This window comes from Pseudoclavibacter helvolus, from assembly GCF_049707175.1.
Taxonomy (GTDB): Bacteria; Actinomycetota; Actinomycetes; order Actinomycetales; family Microbacteriaceae; genus Pseudoclavibacter; species Pseudoclavibacter helvolus_A.
In genome coordinates this window covers 80800-98278 of record NZ_JBNAFM010000003.1, presented here as the reverse complement: position 1 = coordinate 98278, position 17479 = coordinate 80800, and the positions used below count along the sequence as shown (strand labels likewise).

The window sequence follows — 17479 nt, the reverse complement described above, 5'->3', positions numbered from 1 at the left end:
CACCATGACCACGCTGTACCGAGGCGCCAAGCTGCTTGGTGCCGACCCAGTCGACGTGCTCGTCACCGGAACCACGATCACGGAAGTCGCACCCGCAGGGAGCGTCTCCCTCGACGGTGTGCAGAGCGTCATCGACGTCGAGGGTCTCGTCCTGCTGCCCGGCCTCGTCGACCTCCACACGCACCTGCGCGAGCCGGGCTTCGAGTCGAGCGAGACAGTACTGACCGGCACACGGGCCGCTGCCTTCGGCGGCTACACGACGGTCTTCGCCATGGCGAACACCTCGCCGGTGCAGGACACAGCAGGCGTCGTCGAGGCGGTTGCCGCGCTCGGACGCGGGGCCGGCTACGCCGACGTGCGCCCCATCGGCGCCGTCACGGTTGGCCTCGAGGGCGAGCAGCTCTCGGAGATCGGCGCCATGGCGCAGTCGAACGCCGGAGTCCGGGTCTTCTCGGACGACGGCAAGTGCGTGTTCGACCCGCTCATCATGCGCCGGGCGCTCGAGTACGTGAAGGCCTTCGGCGGAGTCGTGGCGCAGCACGCCCAGGACCCGCGCCTGACCGTCGGCGCGCAGATGAACGAGGGTGCGCTCTCCGCCGAGCTCGGCCTCGGCGGATGGCCAGCCGTCGCGGAGTCCTCCATCATCGCGCGGGATGCGCTATTGGCTGACCACGTCTCGTCCCGCCTGCACGTGTGCCACGTCTCGACCCGCGAGGGCGTCGACGTAGTCCGCTGGGCGAAGTCGCGTGGCATCGATGTCACCGCCGAGGTCACGCCCCATCACCTGCTCCTCACCGAGGAGCTCGTGCGCGGGTACGACGCCAGGTTCAAGGTCAACCCGCCCCTGCGCACGCAGGACGACGTGCTCGCCGTGCGCGAGGCGCTCGCCGACGGCACGATCGACATCGTCGCAACCGACCACGCGCCGCATCCCGTCGACGCCAAGGAGACGGAGTGGGACCAGGCCGCCATGGGCATGGTCGGCCTCGAATCCGCCCTGCGCGTCGTCCAGCACACGATGGTCGACACCGGCGCCATCACGTGGGCCGACGTCGCGCGCATCATGTCGGAGACCCCGGCACGCATCGGCAGCGACCCGGTCTCCGGACGCCCGGTCGCAGCAGGCGAGCTCGCGAACCTCGTGTTCTACGACCCCGCGCCGACGGCCGACTTCACCACCGACGCGCTCGGTGGCAAGAGCATCAACTCTCCGTTCCTCGGCATGCCGTTGCCAGGCCGCGTCGTGCACACCGTCTACCGCGGCACACGCACGCTCGACGACGGTGTGCTCCTCTCTGCCGAGGGCGCGGCAGCCGCGGCCAAGGCCCGCGAGAAGGAGCTCGCCTGATGGACGACCGCGTACTCCCCGCTGCCCTCACGATCCTGGCGTTCCTCGTCATCGTCGTGCTCATGTGGCTCGGCTGGCGTCGACGGACACGGGCGCAGGCCGGCATCTCGAGCCCCCTCGAGGCGCCGCAGTCGACCTCCGAGCCGCTTGGCCGCTGGCACGATGTGCACTACGTCTCCACGAGCCGCACGGGAGACGCCCTCGACCGCATCGTCGTGGCCCCCCTCGGGTTCCGCGGCCGCGCCGAAGTGACCGTGCTCCGGGAGGGCCCCGTCGTGCAGATCGCCGGCGAGCGACCCTTCTTCATCCCGGCCTCAGACATCGAGGCCACCATCGACGGCACCGTCACGATCGACCGAGTCGTCGAGAACGGCGGCCTGACGATCATCCGTTGGCTCCTGCCTGCAGACGACGCTGCGAGCGATCGCGTCAGCGTCGAGACCTCCCTCAGAGTTGTCGACGCCACCGCGCGCGAGCAGCTCAAGACCGCGCTGCACACGCTGCAGCAGACACCAGCCCCCACGACCGAGGAGTCCTCATGACGCCACCAATTCCCGCCGTGCTCGTCCTGGAGGACGGGACGCGATACGAGGGCGACGCCTACGGCGCCGTCGGCGAGACGCTTGGCGAGGTCGTCTTCTCCACCGGCATGACCGGCTACCAGGAGACCCTGACCGACCCGAGCTACGCCGGTCAGATCGTCGTGCAGACGGCCCCGCACATCGGCAACACCGGGGTGAACGAAGAAGACATGGAGTCGCGGCAGATCTGGGTCGACGGCTACGTCGTGCGTGACCCCTCTCGCGTCGTCTCCAACTGGCGCTCCGAGGACACCCTCGAGAACGCGCTGAGCTCAACCAGCATCGTCGGCATCGCGGGCGTCGACACGCGCGCGCTCACGCGCCGCATCCGCAGCGAGGGCTCCATGCGCGGCGGCATCTTCTCCGGCGAGGCCGCCTCCGCCTCGGAGGAGTCGCTCCTCGAGAAGGTGCGCGCACAGCCGAGCATGGCCGGACGCAACCTCAGCGACCGCGTCTCGACCCCGGAAGCAGTCGTGCATCCCTCGACCGCATCCGAGCGGATCGGATCGGTCGCCATCATCGACCTTGGCATCAAGACCGCCACGATCAAGGCGCTCGCCGAGCGCGGCTTCGACGTGCACGTGCTCCCGCACGCCACGACCATCGAGCAGCTGCGCGAGCTCGCCCCGACCGCGGTCTTCTACTCGAACGGACCTGGAGACCCGGCCTCGAGCGACGCCCACGTCGAGCTGCTCCGCAATGTGCTCCGCGACGGCACGCCCTTCTTCGGCATCTGCTTTGGCAACCAGCTCCTGGGTCGCGCGCTCGGCTTCGACACCTACAAGCTGCCCTTCGGTCACCGCGGCATCAACCAGCCGGTTGTCGACACGTTCTCCGGACGCATCGAGATCACTGCCCAGAACCACGGCTTCGCCGTCCAGGCGCCGCTCGACGGCCCCGTCGACACGCCCGCAGGTTTCGGGCGCGCGCAGGTGAGCCACATCGGACTCAATGACCAGGTCGTCGAAGGCCTGCGGTGCCTCGACATTCCAGCGTTCAGCGTCCAGTTCCACCCGGAGGCGGCCGCGGGCCCCCACGACTCGGCCCCGCTCTTCGACCAGTTCAGGGACATGGTGCTCGCGCACCTCGACTCCCCATCCACCCCAACCAACGGCCAGGAGAACGCGTAAGCATGCCAAAACGCACAGACATCTCGAGCGTCCTCGTCATCGGCTCGGGCCCCATCGTCATCGGCCAGGCGGCCGAGTTCGACTACTCAGGCACGCAGGCCTGCCGCGTGCTCCGCGAGGAGGGCGTCCGCGTCATCCTCGTGAATTCCAACCCCGCCACGATCATGACCGACCCGGACTTCGCCGACGCGACCTACGTCGAGCCGATCACCCCCGAGATCATCGAGTCGATCATCATCAAGGAGCGCCCCGACGCGATCCTGCCCACGCTCGGTGGCCAGACTGCGCTCAACGCCGCCATCGCCCTGCACGAGGAAGGCATCCTCGAGCGTCACGGCGTCGAGCTCATCGGCGCCAAGGTGGATGCAATCCGCCGAGGCGAGGACCGCCAGATCTTCAAGGACCTCGTCATCGAGGCGGGCGCGGAGGTCGCGCGCTCACACATCGCGACAAGCGTCGAGCAGGCCATCGGCTTCGCCGAGGACCTCGGGTACCCGCTCGTCGTGCGCCCCTCGTTCACGATGGGTGGCCTCGGGTCCGGCTTTGCCTACAACGAAGAGGACCTCGTGCGCTTCGTCGCGGACGGGGTGCAGTCGAGCCCGACCGGCGAGGTGCTCCTCGAGGAGTCCATCCTCGGCTGGAAGGAGTACGAGCTCGAGCTCATGCGAGACACGGCCGACAACACGGTCGTCGTCTGCTCGATCGAGAACGTCGACCCCGTCGGCGTCCACACGGGCGACTCCATCACCGTTGCGCCTGCACTCACGCTCACCGACCGCGAGTACCAGCGACTCCGCGACATCGGCATCGCGATCATCCGCCTCGTCGGCGTCGACACGGGCGGATGCAACATCCAGTTCGCGATCGACCCCTCGAACGGGCGCATCATCGTCATCGAGATGAACCCGCGAGTTTCGCGCTCGTCGGCGCTCGCCTCCAAGGCCACGGGCTTCCCGATCGCGAAGATCGCCGCCAAGCTCGCCATCGGCTACCGCCTCGACGAGATCCCGAACGACATCACGAAGGTGACGCCCGCGAGCTTCGAGCCGACGCTTGACTACGTCGTCGTCAAGGTGCCGCGCTTCAACTTCGAGAAGTTCCCGGCCGCCGACACGACGCTCACGACGACCATGAAGTCGGTGGGCGAGGCCATGGCCATCGGCCGCAACTTCTCCACGGCGCTCCAGAAGGCCCTGCGCTCGCTCGAGAAGCGCGGCTCGTCCTTCACGTGGGTGGCCGACGATGTCACCGTCGACGAGCTCCTCGAGACGATCAAGGTGCCGACCGACGGACGCATCGTCAACGTGCAGCGCGCGCTCTGGAAGGGCGCGACGCCCGAGCAAATCTTCGAGTCCACAGCGATCGACCCGTGGTTCATCGACCAGATCGTGCTCATCAACGAGGTCGCCGGCCAGATCAGCTCGGCAGAGGTCGTCGACGCGCGCCTGCTGCGACACGCTAAGCGCCACGGCTTCTCCGACGCGCAGATCGCCGAGCTCCGCGGGCGCAGCGAGGACGAAGTCCGCGCCATCCGCCACAACTTCGGCGTGCGTCCCGTGTTCAAGACCGTCGACACGTGCGCGGGCGAGTTCCCGGCGTTCACGCCCTACCACTACTCGAGCTACGACCAAGAGTCTGAGGTCACGCCCAGCGACCGTCGCAAGGTGATCATCCTCGGCTCCGGCCCGAACCGCATCGGCCAGGGCATCGAGTTCGACTACTCGTGTGTCCACGCCTCGTTCGCGCTCTCGGACGCCGGCTTCGAGACCATCATGATCAACTGCAACCCCGAGACCGTCTCGACGGACTACGACACAAGCGACCGTCTCTACTTCGAGCCGCTGACGCTCGAGGACGTCCTCGAGATCGTCGAGGTCGAGCGTGGCGCCGGCGAGCTGCTCGGCGTGGTCGTCCAGCTCGGCGGCCAGACCGCACTCGGGCTCGCGAAGGGCCTCGAGGCGGCAGGGGTGCCGATCCTCGGCACAAGCCCCGCCGCCATCGACCTGGCCGAAGAGCGCGGACTCTTCTCCGGTGTCCTCGACCGCGCCGGCCTCATCTCGCCGGAGAACGGCACCGCGACGGGACTCGAGGGTGCCCTCGACGTCGCGGCCGGCATCGGCTACCCGGTGCTCGTGCGCCCCAGCTTCGTGCTCGGCGGTCGCGGCATGGAGATCGTCTACGACGCCGAGCAGATGCACGACTACTTCGCTCGCATCGAGGGACAGGCGATCGTGGGGCCGGCGCACCCGCTCCTCGTCGACCGCTTCCTCGACGAGGCGACCGAGATCGACGTCGACGCGCTCTTCGACGGCCACGAGCTCTACATCGGCGGCATCATGGAGCACATCGAGGAAGCCGGTATCCACTCCGGCGACTCGGCCTGCACCCTGCCGCCCGTGACGCTCTCGAGCGCCGTCCTCGACAACGTGCGCGATGCCACGCTGGCCATCGCAGAGGGCGTCGGCGTCCGTGGCCTGCTCAACGTGCAGTTCGCGCTCTCCGGAGGCAAGCTGTACGTGCTCGAGGCAAACCCGCGTGCATCCCGTACCGTGCCCTTCGTCTCGAAGGCACTCGGCACGCAGCTCGCGAAGGCCGCGGCACGCGTCATGACGGGCGTCACGATCGCCGAGCTGAAGGCGGAGGGGCTCCTGCGCGAGCAGGACGGCACGCACCAGCCTGCGTCGAGCCCCGTCGCCGTCAAGGAAGCAGTGCTGCCCTTCAAGCGCTTCCGCACAAAGGATGGGCGGATGGTCGACTCGCTGCTCTCCCCGGAGATGCGCTCGACTGGCGAGGTCATGGGCATCGACACCGACTTCCCGACCGCGTTCGCGAAGAGCCAGCTCGCCGCCTACGGCGGACTGCCCAAATCCGGCACCGTGTTCGTCTCGGTCTCCGACCGCGACAAGCGTGCGATCGTCCTCCCCATCGCGAAGTTCGTCGAGCTCGGCTTCTCGATCGCGGCGACCGAAGGCACCGCGGCGGTGCTCGCCAGGCACGGCATCACCGCCAAGGTCGTCGGCAAGTTCACCCCAGATTCGCCAGACGGCACCACGCCAGGCCAGGACCGCAATATCGTGGACATGATCCACGGGGGAGAGGTCGACATGGTTATCAACACACCGTCCGGTCGCGCCTCACGCGCCGACGGCTACGAGATCCGCACGGCCGCGGTCTCCGCTGACCTTCCGATCTTCACGACGATCTCGGAGCTGTCGGCGGCCGTCGGCTCGCTCTCTGCCCTGCGCAGCGGATTCACCGTGACCAGCCTGCAGGAGTACAACACCAACAGGGGGGACAGCTAGTTGACTGAGGCGTTCGCGTCGCGCGCTGGAGGGGGCTTCGGAGCCCGCCTCCAGCGCGCTCTGGGGGAGCGAGGCCGACTCTGCGTCGGGATCGATCCGCATGAGTTCCTGCTCGAGTCCTGGGGCCTCCCCAACACGGCCGCGGGTGCCGGCGAGTTCGGGCACCGGGTCATCGAGGCTGCCGTCGGGCGCGTCGGCGTCGTCAAGCCGCAGATCGCGTTCTTCGAGCGGTTCGGGGCTGCGGGCTTCTCTGCACTCGAATCGGTCCTCGGAGCCGCGCGCGATGCCGGACTGCTCATCATCGCGGACGTCAAGCGAGGCGATGTCGGGACCACCCTCGAGGCCTACGCGAAGGCGTGGCTCGAAGAGGGCTCGCCGCTCGAGGCCGACGCGATGACCGTCAACCCCTACCAGGGATTCGACTCGCTTGCCTCCGCGCTGGAACTTGCGGACCGCCTCGGCAAGGGCCTGTTCGTACTGGCGGCCACCTCGAACCCGGAGTCGACGTCGATCCAGACGGCAAGGCGCGACCGCGGGTCCCACCTCGGGGCGACCGTGGCCGGCGGCATTACGAAGCGCGCCAGCGCCTGGAACGCCGCCCATGCGAGCGCAGACCTCGGATCCGTGGGCGTCGTGCTCGGCGGCACGGTCGACTTCGACCTGCTCGGCGTCGACCTGCCGGCACTGGCCCTGGCCCCGAGGACACCGGTGCTCGCGCCAGGGTTCGGGCACCAGGGCGCGGAGTTCTCGCGCATCAGGGCGACCTTCGGCAAGGCCACCGACTCGGTCATCGTGAACGTGTCCCGCAGCGTCCTCGCTGCAGGACCCGACCGCATTGCCGATTCCATCGACCAGCAGACCGCGGAGCTGGAGAACGCTCTCTCATGACCCAGGTGCCACCCCCAGTCGATCGCGTCGCCGCATCCCGCGCCGCGGTGCTCGCCCGCCAGGCCCGCGCGGAAGTCAAGCGCGCCCTCGCCAGCGGCCTCCGCTCGCCGCTCTCTGTGCTCGACGCCAGCGCCTCAAGCGAGCACGCAGCCGAGCACTCGCTCCGAGTGACGCAGTTCTTGCTCAGCATCCCGCACATCGGCGCCACCAAGCAGGCGCGCATCCTCGAGGAGCTCGCAATCTCACCGTCGAAGCGCCTCGGGGGGCTCGGACGCAACCAGCGCATCCGCTTGCGCTCGTTCCTCGAGGAACGGCTCGGCGTGCAGCCAGGGGACAACCGCCTGGTCGTGCTCGCAGGCCCGACCGCGGTCGGCAAGGGCACCGTCGCGAACTACATCCGGGAGCACTACCCAGAAGTCGAGCTCTCGGTGTCTGCCACAACTCGCGCACCGCGACCCGGCGAAGTCGATGGGGTCAACTACCACTTCACCGACGACGACGGCTTCGACCGGCTCATCGCCGACGAGCAGCTGCTCGAGTTCGCCACCGTGCACAACGCATACCGATACGGCACTCCTCGCGCACCCATTGACGAGGCCATCGCCTCCGGTCGGTCGGTGCTGCTAGAAATCGACATCCAGGGCGCGAGACAGGTCCGATCCCGCATGCCAGAGGCTAGACTGGTATTTTTGTTGCCTCCGAGCTGGGACGAGCTCGTGCGACGCCTCGTCGGGCGTGGCACGGAATCGGCCGAAGAACAGGCTCGGCGCCTCGAAACCGCGAAGGTCGAACTCGCCGCCCAGGACGAGTTCGATGCACTGGTCGTCAACGACTCCGTGCCTGAGGCTGCGGCCCGCGTAGTCGAACATCTGGGACTGAACAAGGAGCACGCATGATTGAGAAGCCAAAGGGCATCATCGACCCGCCGATGGACGAGCTGCTGCAGCGCGTCGACAACAAGTACCAGCTGGTCATCTTCGCCTCGCGACGCGCGCGCCAGATCAACGACTACTACTCCGACCTGCACGACGGTGCTATCTACCAGAACGTCGGCCCGCTGATCGACTCCTCGATCGACGACAAGCCGCTCTCGATCGCGCTGCACGAGATCAACGAGCAGAAGATCGTCATGGTGGAGGCGCGCCCGCTCGAGACTCCCGACGACGTCATCGTCTTCGACGACGACATCAACTTCGAAGACGACGCACCACAGGCGTAGCACGACCGTGAGCGAGATCGCCGACGCGCATCTGCCAGGCACCGAGACCGACGCGTCCGACGGCCAGCCGATGCGCGTCGTCGTCGGTGTGACCGGCGGCATCGCCGCGTACAAGGCGGTCCAGGTCATTCGCGATCTCGTGCTGCTTGGCCACCACGTCGATGTCGTTCCCACGGAATCCGCGCTGCGTTTCGTGGGGCGGCCGACGTTCGAGGCGATCTCGCGCAATCCGGTTCGCACCGACGTCTTCGACGACGTCGCCGAGGTGCGCCACGTCGCACTCGGCCAGCAGGCCGACGTCATCGCTGTGGTCCCCGCGACGGCGAACTCCATGGCCAAGATCGCGGCGGGCCTCTCCGACGACCTGCTCGGCACCACCATCCTGGCGTCGACGGCCCCGCTGATCCTCGCTCCCGCCATGCACACCGAGATGTGGCTCAACCAGGCGACGCAGGCCAACGCCGCCAGGCTGGATGCACGTGGTGTCGTGCTGGTCGGACCGGCGGACGGTCAGCTGACAGGCAATGATGCAGGTCCGGGCAGGCTCGCCGAGCCGGCCGAGATCGTTGCGACCATCCTGAGCGCCGGGCGCGGCGAGCGCCGACGCAGGCGTGAGGCTGAGTTGGCCAGCGACCTCAGGGGCCGGCGTATCCTCATCACCGCCGGGGGCACCCGCGAACCCCTCGACCCGGTGCGCTTCATCGGCAACCGCTCGAGCGGACGCCAGGGCTTCGCGCTGGCAGAGCGCGCCGTCGCCCGCGGTGCGGAAGTCACGCTCGTGGCCGCGAACGCCGAAGTCCGCCCACCGGAGGGCGTCAAGCTCGTCACCGTCTCGAGCGCGCAGCAGCTGGCGCAGGCGTGCGCCGAGATCGCGCCGCGCCACGACGTCGTCATCATGGCTGCGGCAGTCGCCGACTACCGCCCGGTGAGCGTGGCCGAGGGCAAGATCAAGAAGGAGCAGGCTGGCGAGGAGCTCACCCTCACCTTCACGCGCAATCCGGACATCCTCCAAGACCTTTCCGCCTCGAGGGGAAGCGATCAAATCATCATCGGGTTCGCTGCTGAGACCGAGACCGACGACGCGAACCTCCTCGACCTCGGCCGCGCGAAGATCGCGCGAAAGGGCTGCGACTACCTCGTCGTGAATCGTGTCGGTTGGAACCTCGGCTTCCAGTCGGACGAGAACTCCGTCTTTGTCCTCTCAGCGTCCGGAGACGTTGTCTCGCGTCACACAGGCGACAAGATGTCGGTGGCCGATGTCATCCTGGACCTGCTCGCAATCGTCTAGCCACACCGGCGTCGCCATCCCGGCCAGTCGCCACATCATCGCAAGGGGTTCCACTTGTCTTCTCTTCGCCTGTTCACCTCTGAGTCGGTCACCGAGGGTCACCCCGACAAGATCTGCGACCAGATCTCCGACCGCATCCTCGACGACCTGCTGACGCAGGACCCCGCTTCGCGGGTAGCGGTCGAGACGCTCGTGACGACGGGCCAGGTCCACGTCGCCGGAGAGGTGACGACCAACGCTTACTCCGACATCGCAGGCATCGTTCGACGCACCATTAGCGAGATCGGCTACACGTCCAGCGACGTCGGCTTCGACGGCTCCTCGTGCGGCGTCTCGATCTCGGTCGGCGAGCAGTCGCCCGAGATCGGCGAGGGTGTCACCACGTCGCTCGAGCACAGGTCCGAGAGCTCGGAAGACGCCATCGCGAAGCAGGGTGCGGGAGACCAGGGCATCATGTTCGGGTACGCGACCCGCGAGACCGACGCCCTCATGCCGCTCCCGATCCACCTCGCACACCAGCTGGCGCAGCAGCTCGCCGAGGTCCGAAAGTCCGGCGAGGTGGCGTACCTGCGACCGGACGGCAAGACGCAGGTCACGGTTGGCTACGAGGGCAGCGTGCCGCGAGCCATCGAAACGGTCGTGATCTCCACGCAGCACGACCCCGGTCTCGACCAGTCACAGATTCGAGAGGACGTCATCGCGCACGTCGTGCGCCCCGTGCTGGAGCGCAACGGCTTCGCGGGGGCCACCCCCACCTTCCTCGTGAACCCCTCCGGCAGTTTCATCGACGGCGGCCCGCGGGCCGATGCCGGCCTCACCGGGCGGAAGATCATCGTCGACACCTACGGTGGCATGGCTCGTCACGGCGGTGGCGCGTTCAGCGGCAAGGACCCGTCGAAGGTCGACCGCTCGGCGGCGTACGCGATGCGCTGGGTCGCCAAGAACGCTGTGGCCGCAGGCCTCGCCGACCGACTCGAGGTCCAGATCGCCTACGCGATCGGCAAGGCAGAGCCCGTCGGCCTCTACGTCGAGACGTTCGGTACCAACAAGGTCGACAACAGCGCGATCATCGCTGCGATCCGCTCGACGTTCGACCTCCGGCCGGGCGCGCTCGTCGACGACCTCGACCTCCGCCGCCCCATCTACGCGCAGACCTCCGCCTACGGCCACTTCGGACGCGAGCTTCCGGACTTCACTTGGGAGCGCACCGACCGGGCTGAGGAGCTCCGCCGCGCGGCAGGCCTCTGATCAGTCAGCCCGGAATGAACGAGCCCCCGCCGCGGTTCGCCCGCGTCGTCGTCGCGTCACCGCTTCCGCAGCTCGACCGGGAACTCGAGTACGAGATCCCTGTCGAGTTTCGGGAGCACATCGGCATCGGCATGCGTGTCACCGTGCCGCTGCGCACCTCCAACCGCCAGCTGCAGGGGTTCGTGGTCGCGCTCGAGACCTCACCGGAGTACTCGGGAAAGCTCGCGGCGATCACCGAGCTCGTCTCCACCGCACAGGTGCTGACGCCCGAGATCGCGAGACTCGCGCGCGCCGTCGCAGACCGCCAGGCCGGCTGTGCCGCCGATGTGCTGCGTCTTGCCATCCCTGCCAGGTCCGTTCGGGTCGAGCAGCGTTGGCTGGAGTCTCGTGCGTCCGCCGAGCCCGATGACGCCGCCGAGCCCGACGCTGCTCACGCGTCCGACGACGCTGGCGGCCGTGCGACCGAGAACGTCGGCGTCGCTGACCACGGCGAGGTACTTCCTGATCCTGAGGCCTCACTCATCCCGATCTACGGCGACGAAGCTGCGGCGCTCCTCGTGCGGGGTTCCTCGGCGAAGCTGGCCCTGGACGCACCGGTCGGCGTCGATCGCGGCGTGCCCCGTTCCCTGCTGGCCCTCGCCGCGACGGCAGCGGCACGGGTCCACGCGGGGGAGTCCGTCATCCTCGCGGTCCCCGACTACCGCGACGTCGAACTGGCCCTGCGGGCCCTTGCGCGCTACCTCGAGCCGGCGAGCATCCGCCGCCTCGACACTCGTGCGAAGCCGGCCGACCGCTACAGCGCGTTCCTCGCGTGCCTCGATGAGTGCCCAGGAGTGGTCGTCGGCACGCGAAGTGTCATCTACGCCCCGGCGACGAACCTCGGAGCCGTCCTCCTCTGGGACGACGGCGACGAGAGCTTCAGCGAGCCGCTCGCGCCCTACGCACACACGCGCGACGTCGCGCTCCTCCGCGCGGAGCGTGAGCAGCTCACGCTCGTCTTCGCCGCGCACACGCCGAGCCTCGAGGTGGCCAGACTCGTCGGACTCCGGTGGCTCACGCCCGTCCCGCTCGATCGCCCTGAGGCGCCGAAGGTCATCTCCGGGAGCCAGGCACTCGCCGAGGAGACTCCCTCCTCGCACGCCCGCATCCCGGCGCTCGCCTGGCAGGAAGCGCGTCGAGCGCTCGACCACGGCCCTGTGCTGTTGCAGGTGGTGCGCGCGGGCTACATCCCGAGCCTGAGCTGCGCCAAGTGCCGCACGCCCGCCCGGTGCACCGTCTGCGGCGGAGCGCTGGAGTTCTCCCGCCCGTCGGCACCGCCGTCCTGCAGGGTCTGCGACGCGCTGCATCCGGAGTGGCAGTGTCCGGAATGCGGCGACCGCCGGCTCCGCAACACCTCGCTCGGTGCGGAACGAACCGCGGAGGAGCTGGGGCGAGCATTCCCGGGAACGCGTGTCGTCGTGGCCGACGGGGCATCGGAAACCGTCTCGATCGACGATCGCGCCTGCCTCGTCGTGGCCACCCGAGGCGCGGAGCCGGTCCCGAACTCCGGCTACGCCGGCGTCGTCCTGCTCGACACCGAGCGTTCGCTCGCGCAGGAGCGGCTCGACGCGGGGATCGACGCCTTGCGTGGCTGGTCGAACGCAGCGGCGCTGGCTGGCCCAAGCGCCAAAGTGATCATCGTCGGGGCGGACTCACCCGCGTCGCGGGCACTGCGCACCTGGCAGCAGCCCGGGTTCGCCACGCTCGAGCTCGCGGAGCGCAAGCAGCTGCATTTCCCCCCGGCGGTCCGAGTCGCCACGATCACCGGGACCGACGAGGAAGTCCGCCGAGCGCTCGCAACCGTGGAGGTGTCGCCCGAGCTGCGGCCAGGCGCCCCCATGCAGATCCTCGGCCCAACCCCGCAAGACGTTGGGAGCAGGGCCGTGCTCAAATTCGGCTACGCTCTCGGCGCCCCGCTCGCGAAGGTGCTCAAAAGCGAGCTCGTGCGCGCGGCGACGAGCAGGCGACCGCGAGTCGCCGGTCGCGGCGGCGGCCACGCCTCAACCCTCCGCGTACGATTTGACCCGCCGGGCATCTTCTGACCGGCACCGTTGCTCCACCCGCACACCAACCCCGAGAGGCACCAGCTATGCGGCTCGTCTTCGCCGGCACTCCAACCACCGCAGTCCCCAGCCTCGATGCGCTGGTAGACCACGGCCATGAGATCGTGGCCGTGCTGACCCGCGACGACGCCAAGGTTGGCCGCTCGAGAACCCTCACGCCCTCGCCCGTCGCGGCTCGGGCAGGCGAGCTCGGACTCCCGGTGATCAAGAGCAACCGCATGTCCGCGGAGGTGACGGCCGCCCTCGCCGAGCTCGACGCTGAGCTCGGCGTCATCGTCGCCTACGGCGCCCTGATCGATGAGGCGACCCTCGAGGCACCGTCGCGGGGGTGGATCAACCTCCACTTCTCGCTCCTGCCGGATCTCCGCGGCGCCGCCCCGGCCCAGCGCGCCGTCATGCGCGGCGACAGCGAGACGGGGATGACGGTCTTTCAGCTCACCGTCGGTCTCGACGAGGGACCGGTGTTCGCGACGCGTCGCTCGCCGATCGGCGCTGACGAGACCTCGGGCGAGCTCCTCGATCGCCTGGCCGGGGAGGGCGCTGCGTTCCTCACCGAAACGGTGGAGGGCATCGGACGGGATGCGCTCACCGCGCAGCCGCAGGTCGGCGATCCTACGTTCGCTCCGAAGCTCGGCAAGCAGGACTCCGCCGTCGACTGGGGCGCGCACGCCGAGGTCGTCGGCGCCCAGATCCGCGGCGTCACGCCCGAGCCCGGAGCGGTCGCCCGAGTGGACGAGCAGCCGCTCCGCATCCTGCGCATCGCGCGCCCGGCAGACCACCTCGAGGCTCCGTCCCTCGCCCCTGGACACCTCGCGACGATGGGTCGTGACATCCTCGTGGGCACCGGCACGACACCCCTGCTGCTCGTGACCGTGCAGCCAGCGGGAAAGAAGCCAATGCCCGCTGGGGACTGGCTTCGCGGCCGCCGCGACGCAGCGACGCTGGTGCTCGCGTGAGCCCCGCAGGAGCGGGCGGGCGCCGCGGCAACCGTCCCTACGAGGGCAGGCGACGACCAGACCAGCCTCCCGTCGGTCGCGGGGTGACCCGGTCCCGACAGGTCGCCTTCGAGGTACTGAGGGCCGTTGACGACGACGACGCCTACGCCAACCTGCTCCTCCCGCACCGCATCGCGGCCGCCAGGCTCGCTCCCTCAGACGCGGGCCTCGCCACGGAGCTGACCTACGGAACGCTCAGACGGCGCGGCACGTACGACGCCATCATCGCCGAGGCCTCAGGCCGCGACGTCCGCGACATCGACCCTCCAATCCTCGATGTGCTGCGGCTCGGCACACACCAGCTGCTCAGCATGCGAACGCCGAGCCACGCGGCCGTCAACGAGTCGGTCGAGCAGGCGGCCCGGATCGCCTCCCGCGGCGCCTCCGGGTTCGTGAACGCGGTACTGCGCAAGATCTCTCGCACCGAGCTCGACGCCTGGCTCGACGAGATCACCGCGGGAATGTCGGATGAGCGAGCGCTCGCCGTGCGCCACTCGCACCCAGACTGGATCGTTCGCGCGCTCCGCGACTCGCTCGCCGCAGAAGACCGGGCCGACGAACTGGAGGCCAGTCTGTCGGCCGACAACGACTCGCCTGCCGTCAGCATCGTCTCCCTGCCAGGCTTCGACTCGCCGGCGCGGCTCGTCGAGTCGAACCCCGAGCTACTCGAGCCCGGCCGCGTGTCGCCGCGTGGACTGACCCTTGCGTCGGGTGACCCCTCGTGGGTACCGCAGGTCAAAGCCGGACGAGCGCGCGTCCAGGATGAGGGCTCGCAGCTGGTCACGCTCGCGCTGCTCGACGCCAAACCGGTCGCTCCCGGCGAGCGGTGGCTCGACATGTGTGCGGGCCCCGGCGGCAAGGCGGCGTTGCTGGCTGCAAGCGCCACGGACCTCCAGGCCAAGCTCACCGCCAACGAGCTTGTCCCGGCGCGAGCAGGACTCGTCCGCAGCGCGCTCGCACCCCTGGCCGCTCCCGTCACCGTCACCAACGAGGACGGGCGCGCCTTCGCGGAGACGCACCCGGGCTCGTTCGATCGAGTGCTGCTCGATGCACCGTGCACGGGCCTCGGAGCGCTTCGACGCAGGCCGGAGGCGCGCTGGCGCAAGCAGAGCAGCGACGTCAGCGAACTCGTTGAGTTGCAAGAGCAGCTGCTGGAGGCCGCGCTCGTCGCGGTCAAGCCCGGCGGCATCGTGGCCTACGTCACCTGCTCCCCGCACCAGGCCGAGACGACTGCCGTCGTGCGCCGAGCGGTTCGCCTCTCCGGAGCACAGGTGCTCGACGCCGCCTCGATCGTCGCTCGGGTCTCGAGCGCAAGCGACCTCGACCTCGGGCACCGTCCGCTCGGCGACGGCACGCTCGTCCAGCTCTGGCCTCATCGACACGGCACCGACGCGATGTTCCTCGCCCTGCTCCGACGTCCGCCCGAGTCGGACCAGGCCCGGCAAGACGCAGCAACCCGTAGGATCGCTCCGTGAACGCGCGCATCAACCCCAGCATCCTGGCCGCCGACTTCGCCAACTTCGAGCGGGAGCTCGACCGCATTGCCTCCGCGGACGCAGCCCATGTCGACGTCATGGACAATCACTTCGTGCCGAACCTCACCTTCGGGCAGCCGATGGTCGAGCGCCTCCAGGAGATCAGCCCCGTTCCCCTCGACCTGCACCTCATGATCGAGGATCCAGACCGCTGGGCGCCGGAGTTCGCCGAGATGGGGGTCTTCTCGGTGACCTTTCACGCCGAGGCGGCGACGAGTCCTGTCACGCTGGCGAAGAAGCTCAAGGAGCGCGGCGCCCGAGCCGGCATCGCCATCAACCCGGCGACACCGCTCAGCGCCGTCGAGGAGATCCTGCCGCACTTCGATCAGCTCCTCATCATGACCGTGGAGCCTGGCTTCGGTGGCCAGTCGTTCATGGCCGACATGATGCCGAAGCTCGCGAGGGCAGATGCGCTCCGTCGGTCCCACGGCCTCGAGACCTGGCTCCAGGTCGACGGCGGGATCTCGCTCGACACGATCGAGCTCGCGGCAGCGAACGGGGCAGACACGTTCGTTGCGGGTTCTGCCGTCTTCCGCGGAGACCCAGCCGAGCAGATCGCGGCGCTGCGCGAGGCCGCCGCGACCGCCTCGCACGCGCACTAGACGCCGAACGACTACGCTGTGCCTGTGAAATCCTTCGACACGCTGTTCGCAGAACTCTCCGAGAAAATCAGCTCCCGCCCAGAGGGTTCCGGGACGGTCCGCGAGTTCGACGCCGGCGTGCATACGATCGGGAAGAAGATCGTCGAAGAGGCAGCGGAGGTCTGGATGGCCGCCGAGTACGAGAGCGATGAAGAGACAGCCGAGGAAATCTCGCAGCTCCTCTACCATCTGCAGGTCCTCATGCTCGCCAAGGGCCTCACGCTCGACGACGTCTACAGCAAGCTGTAGCCAGCCAGCCCCATCGCCGCTGAGCTCTCCGCGCGGCTGCGCCGGTGCACGCACTGAGCCCCGCGCATCCACCCCCGATTCGCAACTCCCAGAACCAAGGACGTTCCACAATGCTTCGCATCGCCGTGCCAAACAAGGGCATGCTCGCCGAGACGGCAAACGAAATGCTGCAGGAGGCCGGGTACCGCGGCCGCGGCGACAGCCGCGAGCTGGTCGCCATCGACCCCGTCAACGATGTCGAGTTCTTCTACCTGCGGCCACGTGACATCGCAACCTATGTCGGCTCCGGCGTCCTCGATGCCGGCATTACTGGCCGCGACTTCCTCCTCAACACCGAGTCGGCGGCCAAGGAGGTCCGCGCGCTCGACTTCGGCGACTCCACGTTCCGCTTCGCCGGTCCCGCGGGCGAGTTCACCGACGTGAGCCAGCTGCAGGGCAAGCGCGTCGCGACGAGCTACACGGGCTTGCTCGGGTCCTGGTTCGCGCGCGCGGGGATCCAGGCGGAGCTGGTCCCACTCGAGGGGGCCGTGGAGTCGGCGATCCGGCTGGGTGTGGCGGATGCGGTGGCCGACGTCGTCTCGACCGGCGGCACGCTGCGCAAAGCCGGCCTCGAGGTTTTCGGCCCCGTGATTCTCGAATCCACCGCCGTGCTCATCTCGACGCCGGAGAAGGAGCACGCGGCGAAGCGCCTCCTCGGCCGTCTCGACGGTGTACTGGTCGCTCGCCGCTACGCGATCATGGACTACGACATCGAGGCCGCGAAGCTCGACGCGGCCCTGGCCATCACACCAGGCTTCCAGTCGCCCACCATCTCGCCGCTGCGCGACTCCGAGTGGGTGGCTGTTCGGTCGATGGTCCCGCAGAACGAGCTCAACCAGGTCATGGATCGCTTGCAGGACGCCGGCGCCAAGGCCATCATCGTGACGGCGCTCCAAGCCGTCCGGATGTGATCC

The 17479-nt window shown here is 68.8% G+C and carries 15 protein-coding genes; all 15 read left to right on the top strand.

What is annotated here, in order from left to right:
- Window positions 1-4: 4 nt before the first annotated feature.
- The 15 genes from ACPYN9_RS03280 to hisG all read left to right on the top strand — a co-directional run bounded on the left by ACPYN9_RS03280 (window position 5) and on the right by hisG (window position 17476).
- Window positions 5-1348 carry a dihydroorotase gene (locus tag ACPYN9_RS03280; RefSeq protein ID WP_424463874.1) on the top strand — a complete coding sequence of 448 codons (1344 nt, stop codon included), beginning with the start codon at window positions 5-7 and terminating at the stop codon, window positions 1346-1348.
- A complete protein-coding gene (locus ACPYN9_RS03275; RefSeq protein WP_424463872.1) occupies window positions 1348-1890 on the top strand; it encodes a hypothetical protein in 543 nt (180 codons plus the stop codon). The genes ACPYN9_RS03280 and ACPYN9_RS03275 overlap by 1 nt, the downstream gene beginning before the upstream one ends.
- Complete coding sequence (gene carA, locus ACPYN9_RS03270) at window positions 1887-3059, top strand: glutamine-hydrolyzing carbamoyl-phosphate synthase small subunit (RefSeq protein WP_424463871.1); 1173 nt, start codon at window positions 1887-1889, stop codon at window positions 3057-3059. Before ACPYN9_RS03275 ends, carA begins: the two co-directional genes overlap by 4 nt.
- A 2-nt stretch (window positions 3060-3061) precedes the next feature.
- Complete coding sequence (carB, locus tag ACPYN9_RS03265; protein ID WP_424463869.1) at window positions 3062-6361, top strand: carbamoyl-phosphate synthase large subunit; 3300 nt, start codon at window positions 3062-3064, stop codon at window positions 6359-6361.
- Entirely contained in the window at window positions 6362-7249 is an 888-nt protein-coding gene (pyrF, locus tag ACPYN9_RS03260) for an orotidine-5'-phosphate decarboxylase (protein ID WP_424463868.1), read from the top strand.
- Entirely contained in the window at window positions 7246-8145 is a 900-nt protein-coding gene (gmk, locus tag ACPYN9_RS03255; protein ID WP_424463866.1) for a guanylate kinase, read from the top strand. Before pyrF ends, gmk begins: the two co-directional genes overlap by 4 nt.
- A complete protein-coding gene (gene rpoZ / locus ACPYN9_RS03250; protein WP_424463864.1) occupies window positions 8142-8468 on the top strand; it encodes a DNA-directed RNA polymerase subunit omega in 327 nt (108 codons plus the stop codon). Before gmk ends, rpoZ begins: the two co-directional genes overlap by 4 nt.
- A gap of 70 nt (window positions 8469-8538) precedes the next feature.
- Window positions 8539-9756: a bifunctional phosphopantothenoylcysteine decarboxylase/phosphopantothenate--cysteine ligase CoaBC gene (gene coaBC, locus ACPYN9_RS03245; protein ID WP_424464121.1), complete on the top strand. Its 1218-nt coding sequence runs from the start codon at window positions 8539-8541 to the stop codon at window positions 9754-9756.
- Between the two features lie 54 nt (window positions 9757-9810).
- Window positions 9811-11004 (top strand): methionine adenosyltransferase, encoded by a 1194-nt coding sequence (gene metK, locus ACPYN9_RS03240; protein WP_424463863.1) that lies wholly within the window; start codon window positions 9811-9813, stop codon window positions 11002-11004.
- Window positions 11005-11018: 14 nt separating this feature from the next.
- Entirely contained in the window at window positions 11019-13085 is a 2067-nt protein-coding gene (locus ACPYN9_RS03235) for a primosomal protein N' (protein ID WP_424463861.1), read from the top strand.
- 47 nt (window positions 13086-13132) lie between these two features.
- Window positions 13133-14062 carry a methionyl-tRNA formyltransferase gene (gene fmt / locus ACPYN9_RS03230; RefSeq protein ID WP_424463860.1) on the top strand — a complete coding sequence of 310 codons (930 nt, stop codon included), beginning with the start codon at window positions 13133-13135 and terminating at the stop codon, window positions 14060-14062.
- On the top strand, window positions 14059-15576 hold the full coding sequence (locus ACPYN9_RS03225) for an RsmB/NOP family class I SAM-dependent RNA methyltransferase (RefSeq protein ID WP_424463858.1): 1518 nt from the start codon (window positions 14059-14061) through the stop codon (window positions 15574-15576). The genes fmt and ACPYN9_RS03225 overlap by 4 nt, the downstream gene beginning before the upstream one ends.
- Window positions 15573-16238, top strand: a complete 666-nt coding sequence (gene rpe, locus ACPYN9_RS03220; protein WP_424463857.1) for a ribulose-phosphate 3-epimerase — start codon at window positions 15573-15575, stop codon at window positions 16236-16238. Before ACPYN9_RS03225 ends, rpe begins: the two co-directional genes overlap by 4 nt.
- A 24-nt stretch (window positions 16239-16262) precedes the next feature.
- Window positions 16263-16526 (top strand): phosphoribosyl-ATP diphosphatase, encoded by a 264-nt coding sequence (locus ACPYN9_RS03215; RefSeq protein WP_068484501.1) that lies wholly within the window; start codon window positions 16263-16265, stop codon window positions 16524-16526.
- A gap of 110 nt (window positions 16527-16636) precedes the next feature.
- Window positions 16637-17476, top strand: coding sequence for an ATP phosphoribosyltransferase (gene hisG, locus ACPYN9_RS03210; protein ID WP_424463854.1), 840 nt, complete (start codon window positions 16637-16639; stop codon window positions 17474-17476).
- Window positions 17477-17479: the final 3 nt, after the last annotated feature.

What these genes read in the sequence shown, in the direction of transcription:
- ACPYN9_RS03280 (WP_424463874.1), top strand. Translation starts at nt 5, where the DNA reads ATGACCACGCTGTACCGAGGCGCCAAGCTGCTTGGTGCCGACCCAGTC.
- ACPYN9_RS03275 (WP_424463872.1), top strand. Translation starts at nt 1,348, where the DNA reads ATGGACGACCGCGTACTCCCCGCTGCCCTCACGATCCTGGCGTTCCTC.
- carA (WP_424463871.1), top strand. Translation starts at nt 1,887, where the DNA reads ATGACGCCACCAATTCCCGCCGTGCTCGTCCTGGAGGACGGGACGCGA.
- carB (WP_424463869.1), top strand. Translation starts at nt 3,062, where the DNA reads ATGCCAAAACGCACAGACATCTCGAGCGTCCTCGTCATCGGCTCGGGC.
- gmk (WP_424463866.1), top strand. Translation starts at nt 7,246, where the DNA reads ATGACCCAGGTGCCACCCCCAGTCGATCGCGTCGCCGCATCCCGCGCC.
- rpoZ (WP_424463864.1), top strand. Translation starts at nt 8,142, where the DNA reads ATGATTGAGAAGCCAAAGGGCATCATCGACCCGCCGATGGACGAGCTG.
- coaBC (WP_424464121.1), top strand. Translation starts at nt 8,539, where the DNA reads ATGCGCGTCGTCGTCGGTGTGACCGGCGGCATCGCCGCGTACAAGGCG.
- ACPYN9_RS03235 (WP_424463861.1), top strand. Translation starts at nt 11,019, where the DNA reads ATGAACGAGCCCCCGCCGCGGTTCGCCCGCGTCGTCGTCGCGTCACCG.
- fmt (WP_424463860.1), top strand. Translation starts at nt 13,133, where the DNA reads ATGCGGCTCGTCTTCGCCGGCACTCCAACCACCGCAGTCCCCAGCCTC.
- hisG (WP_424463854.1), top strand. Translation starts at nt 16,637, where the DNA reads ATGCTTCGCATCGCCGTGCCAAACAAGGGCATGCTCGCCGAGACGGCA.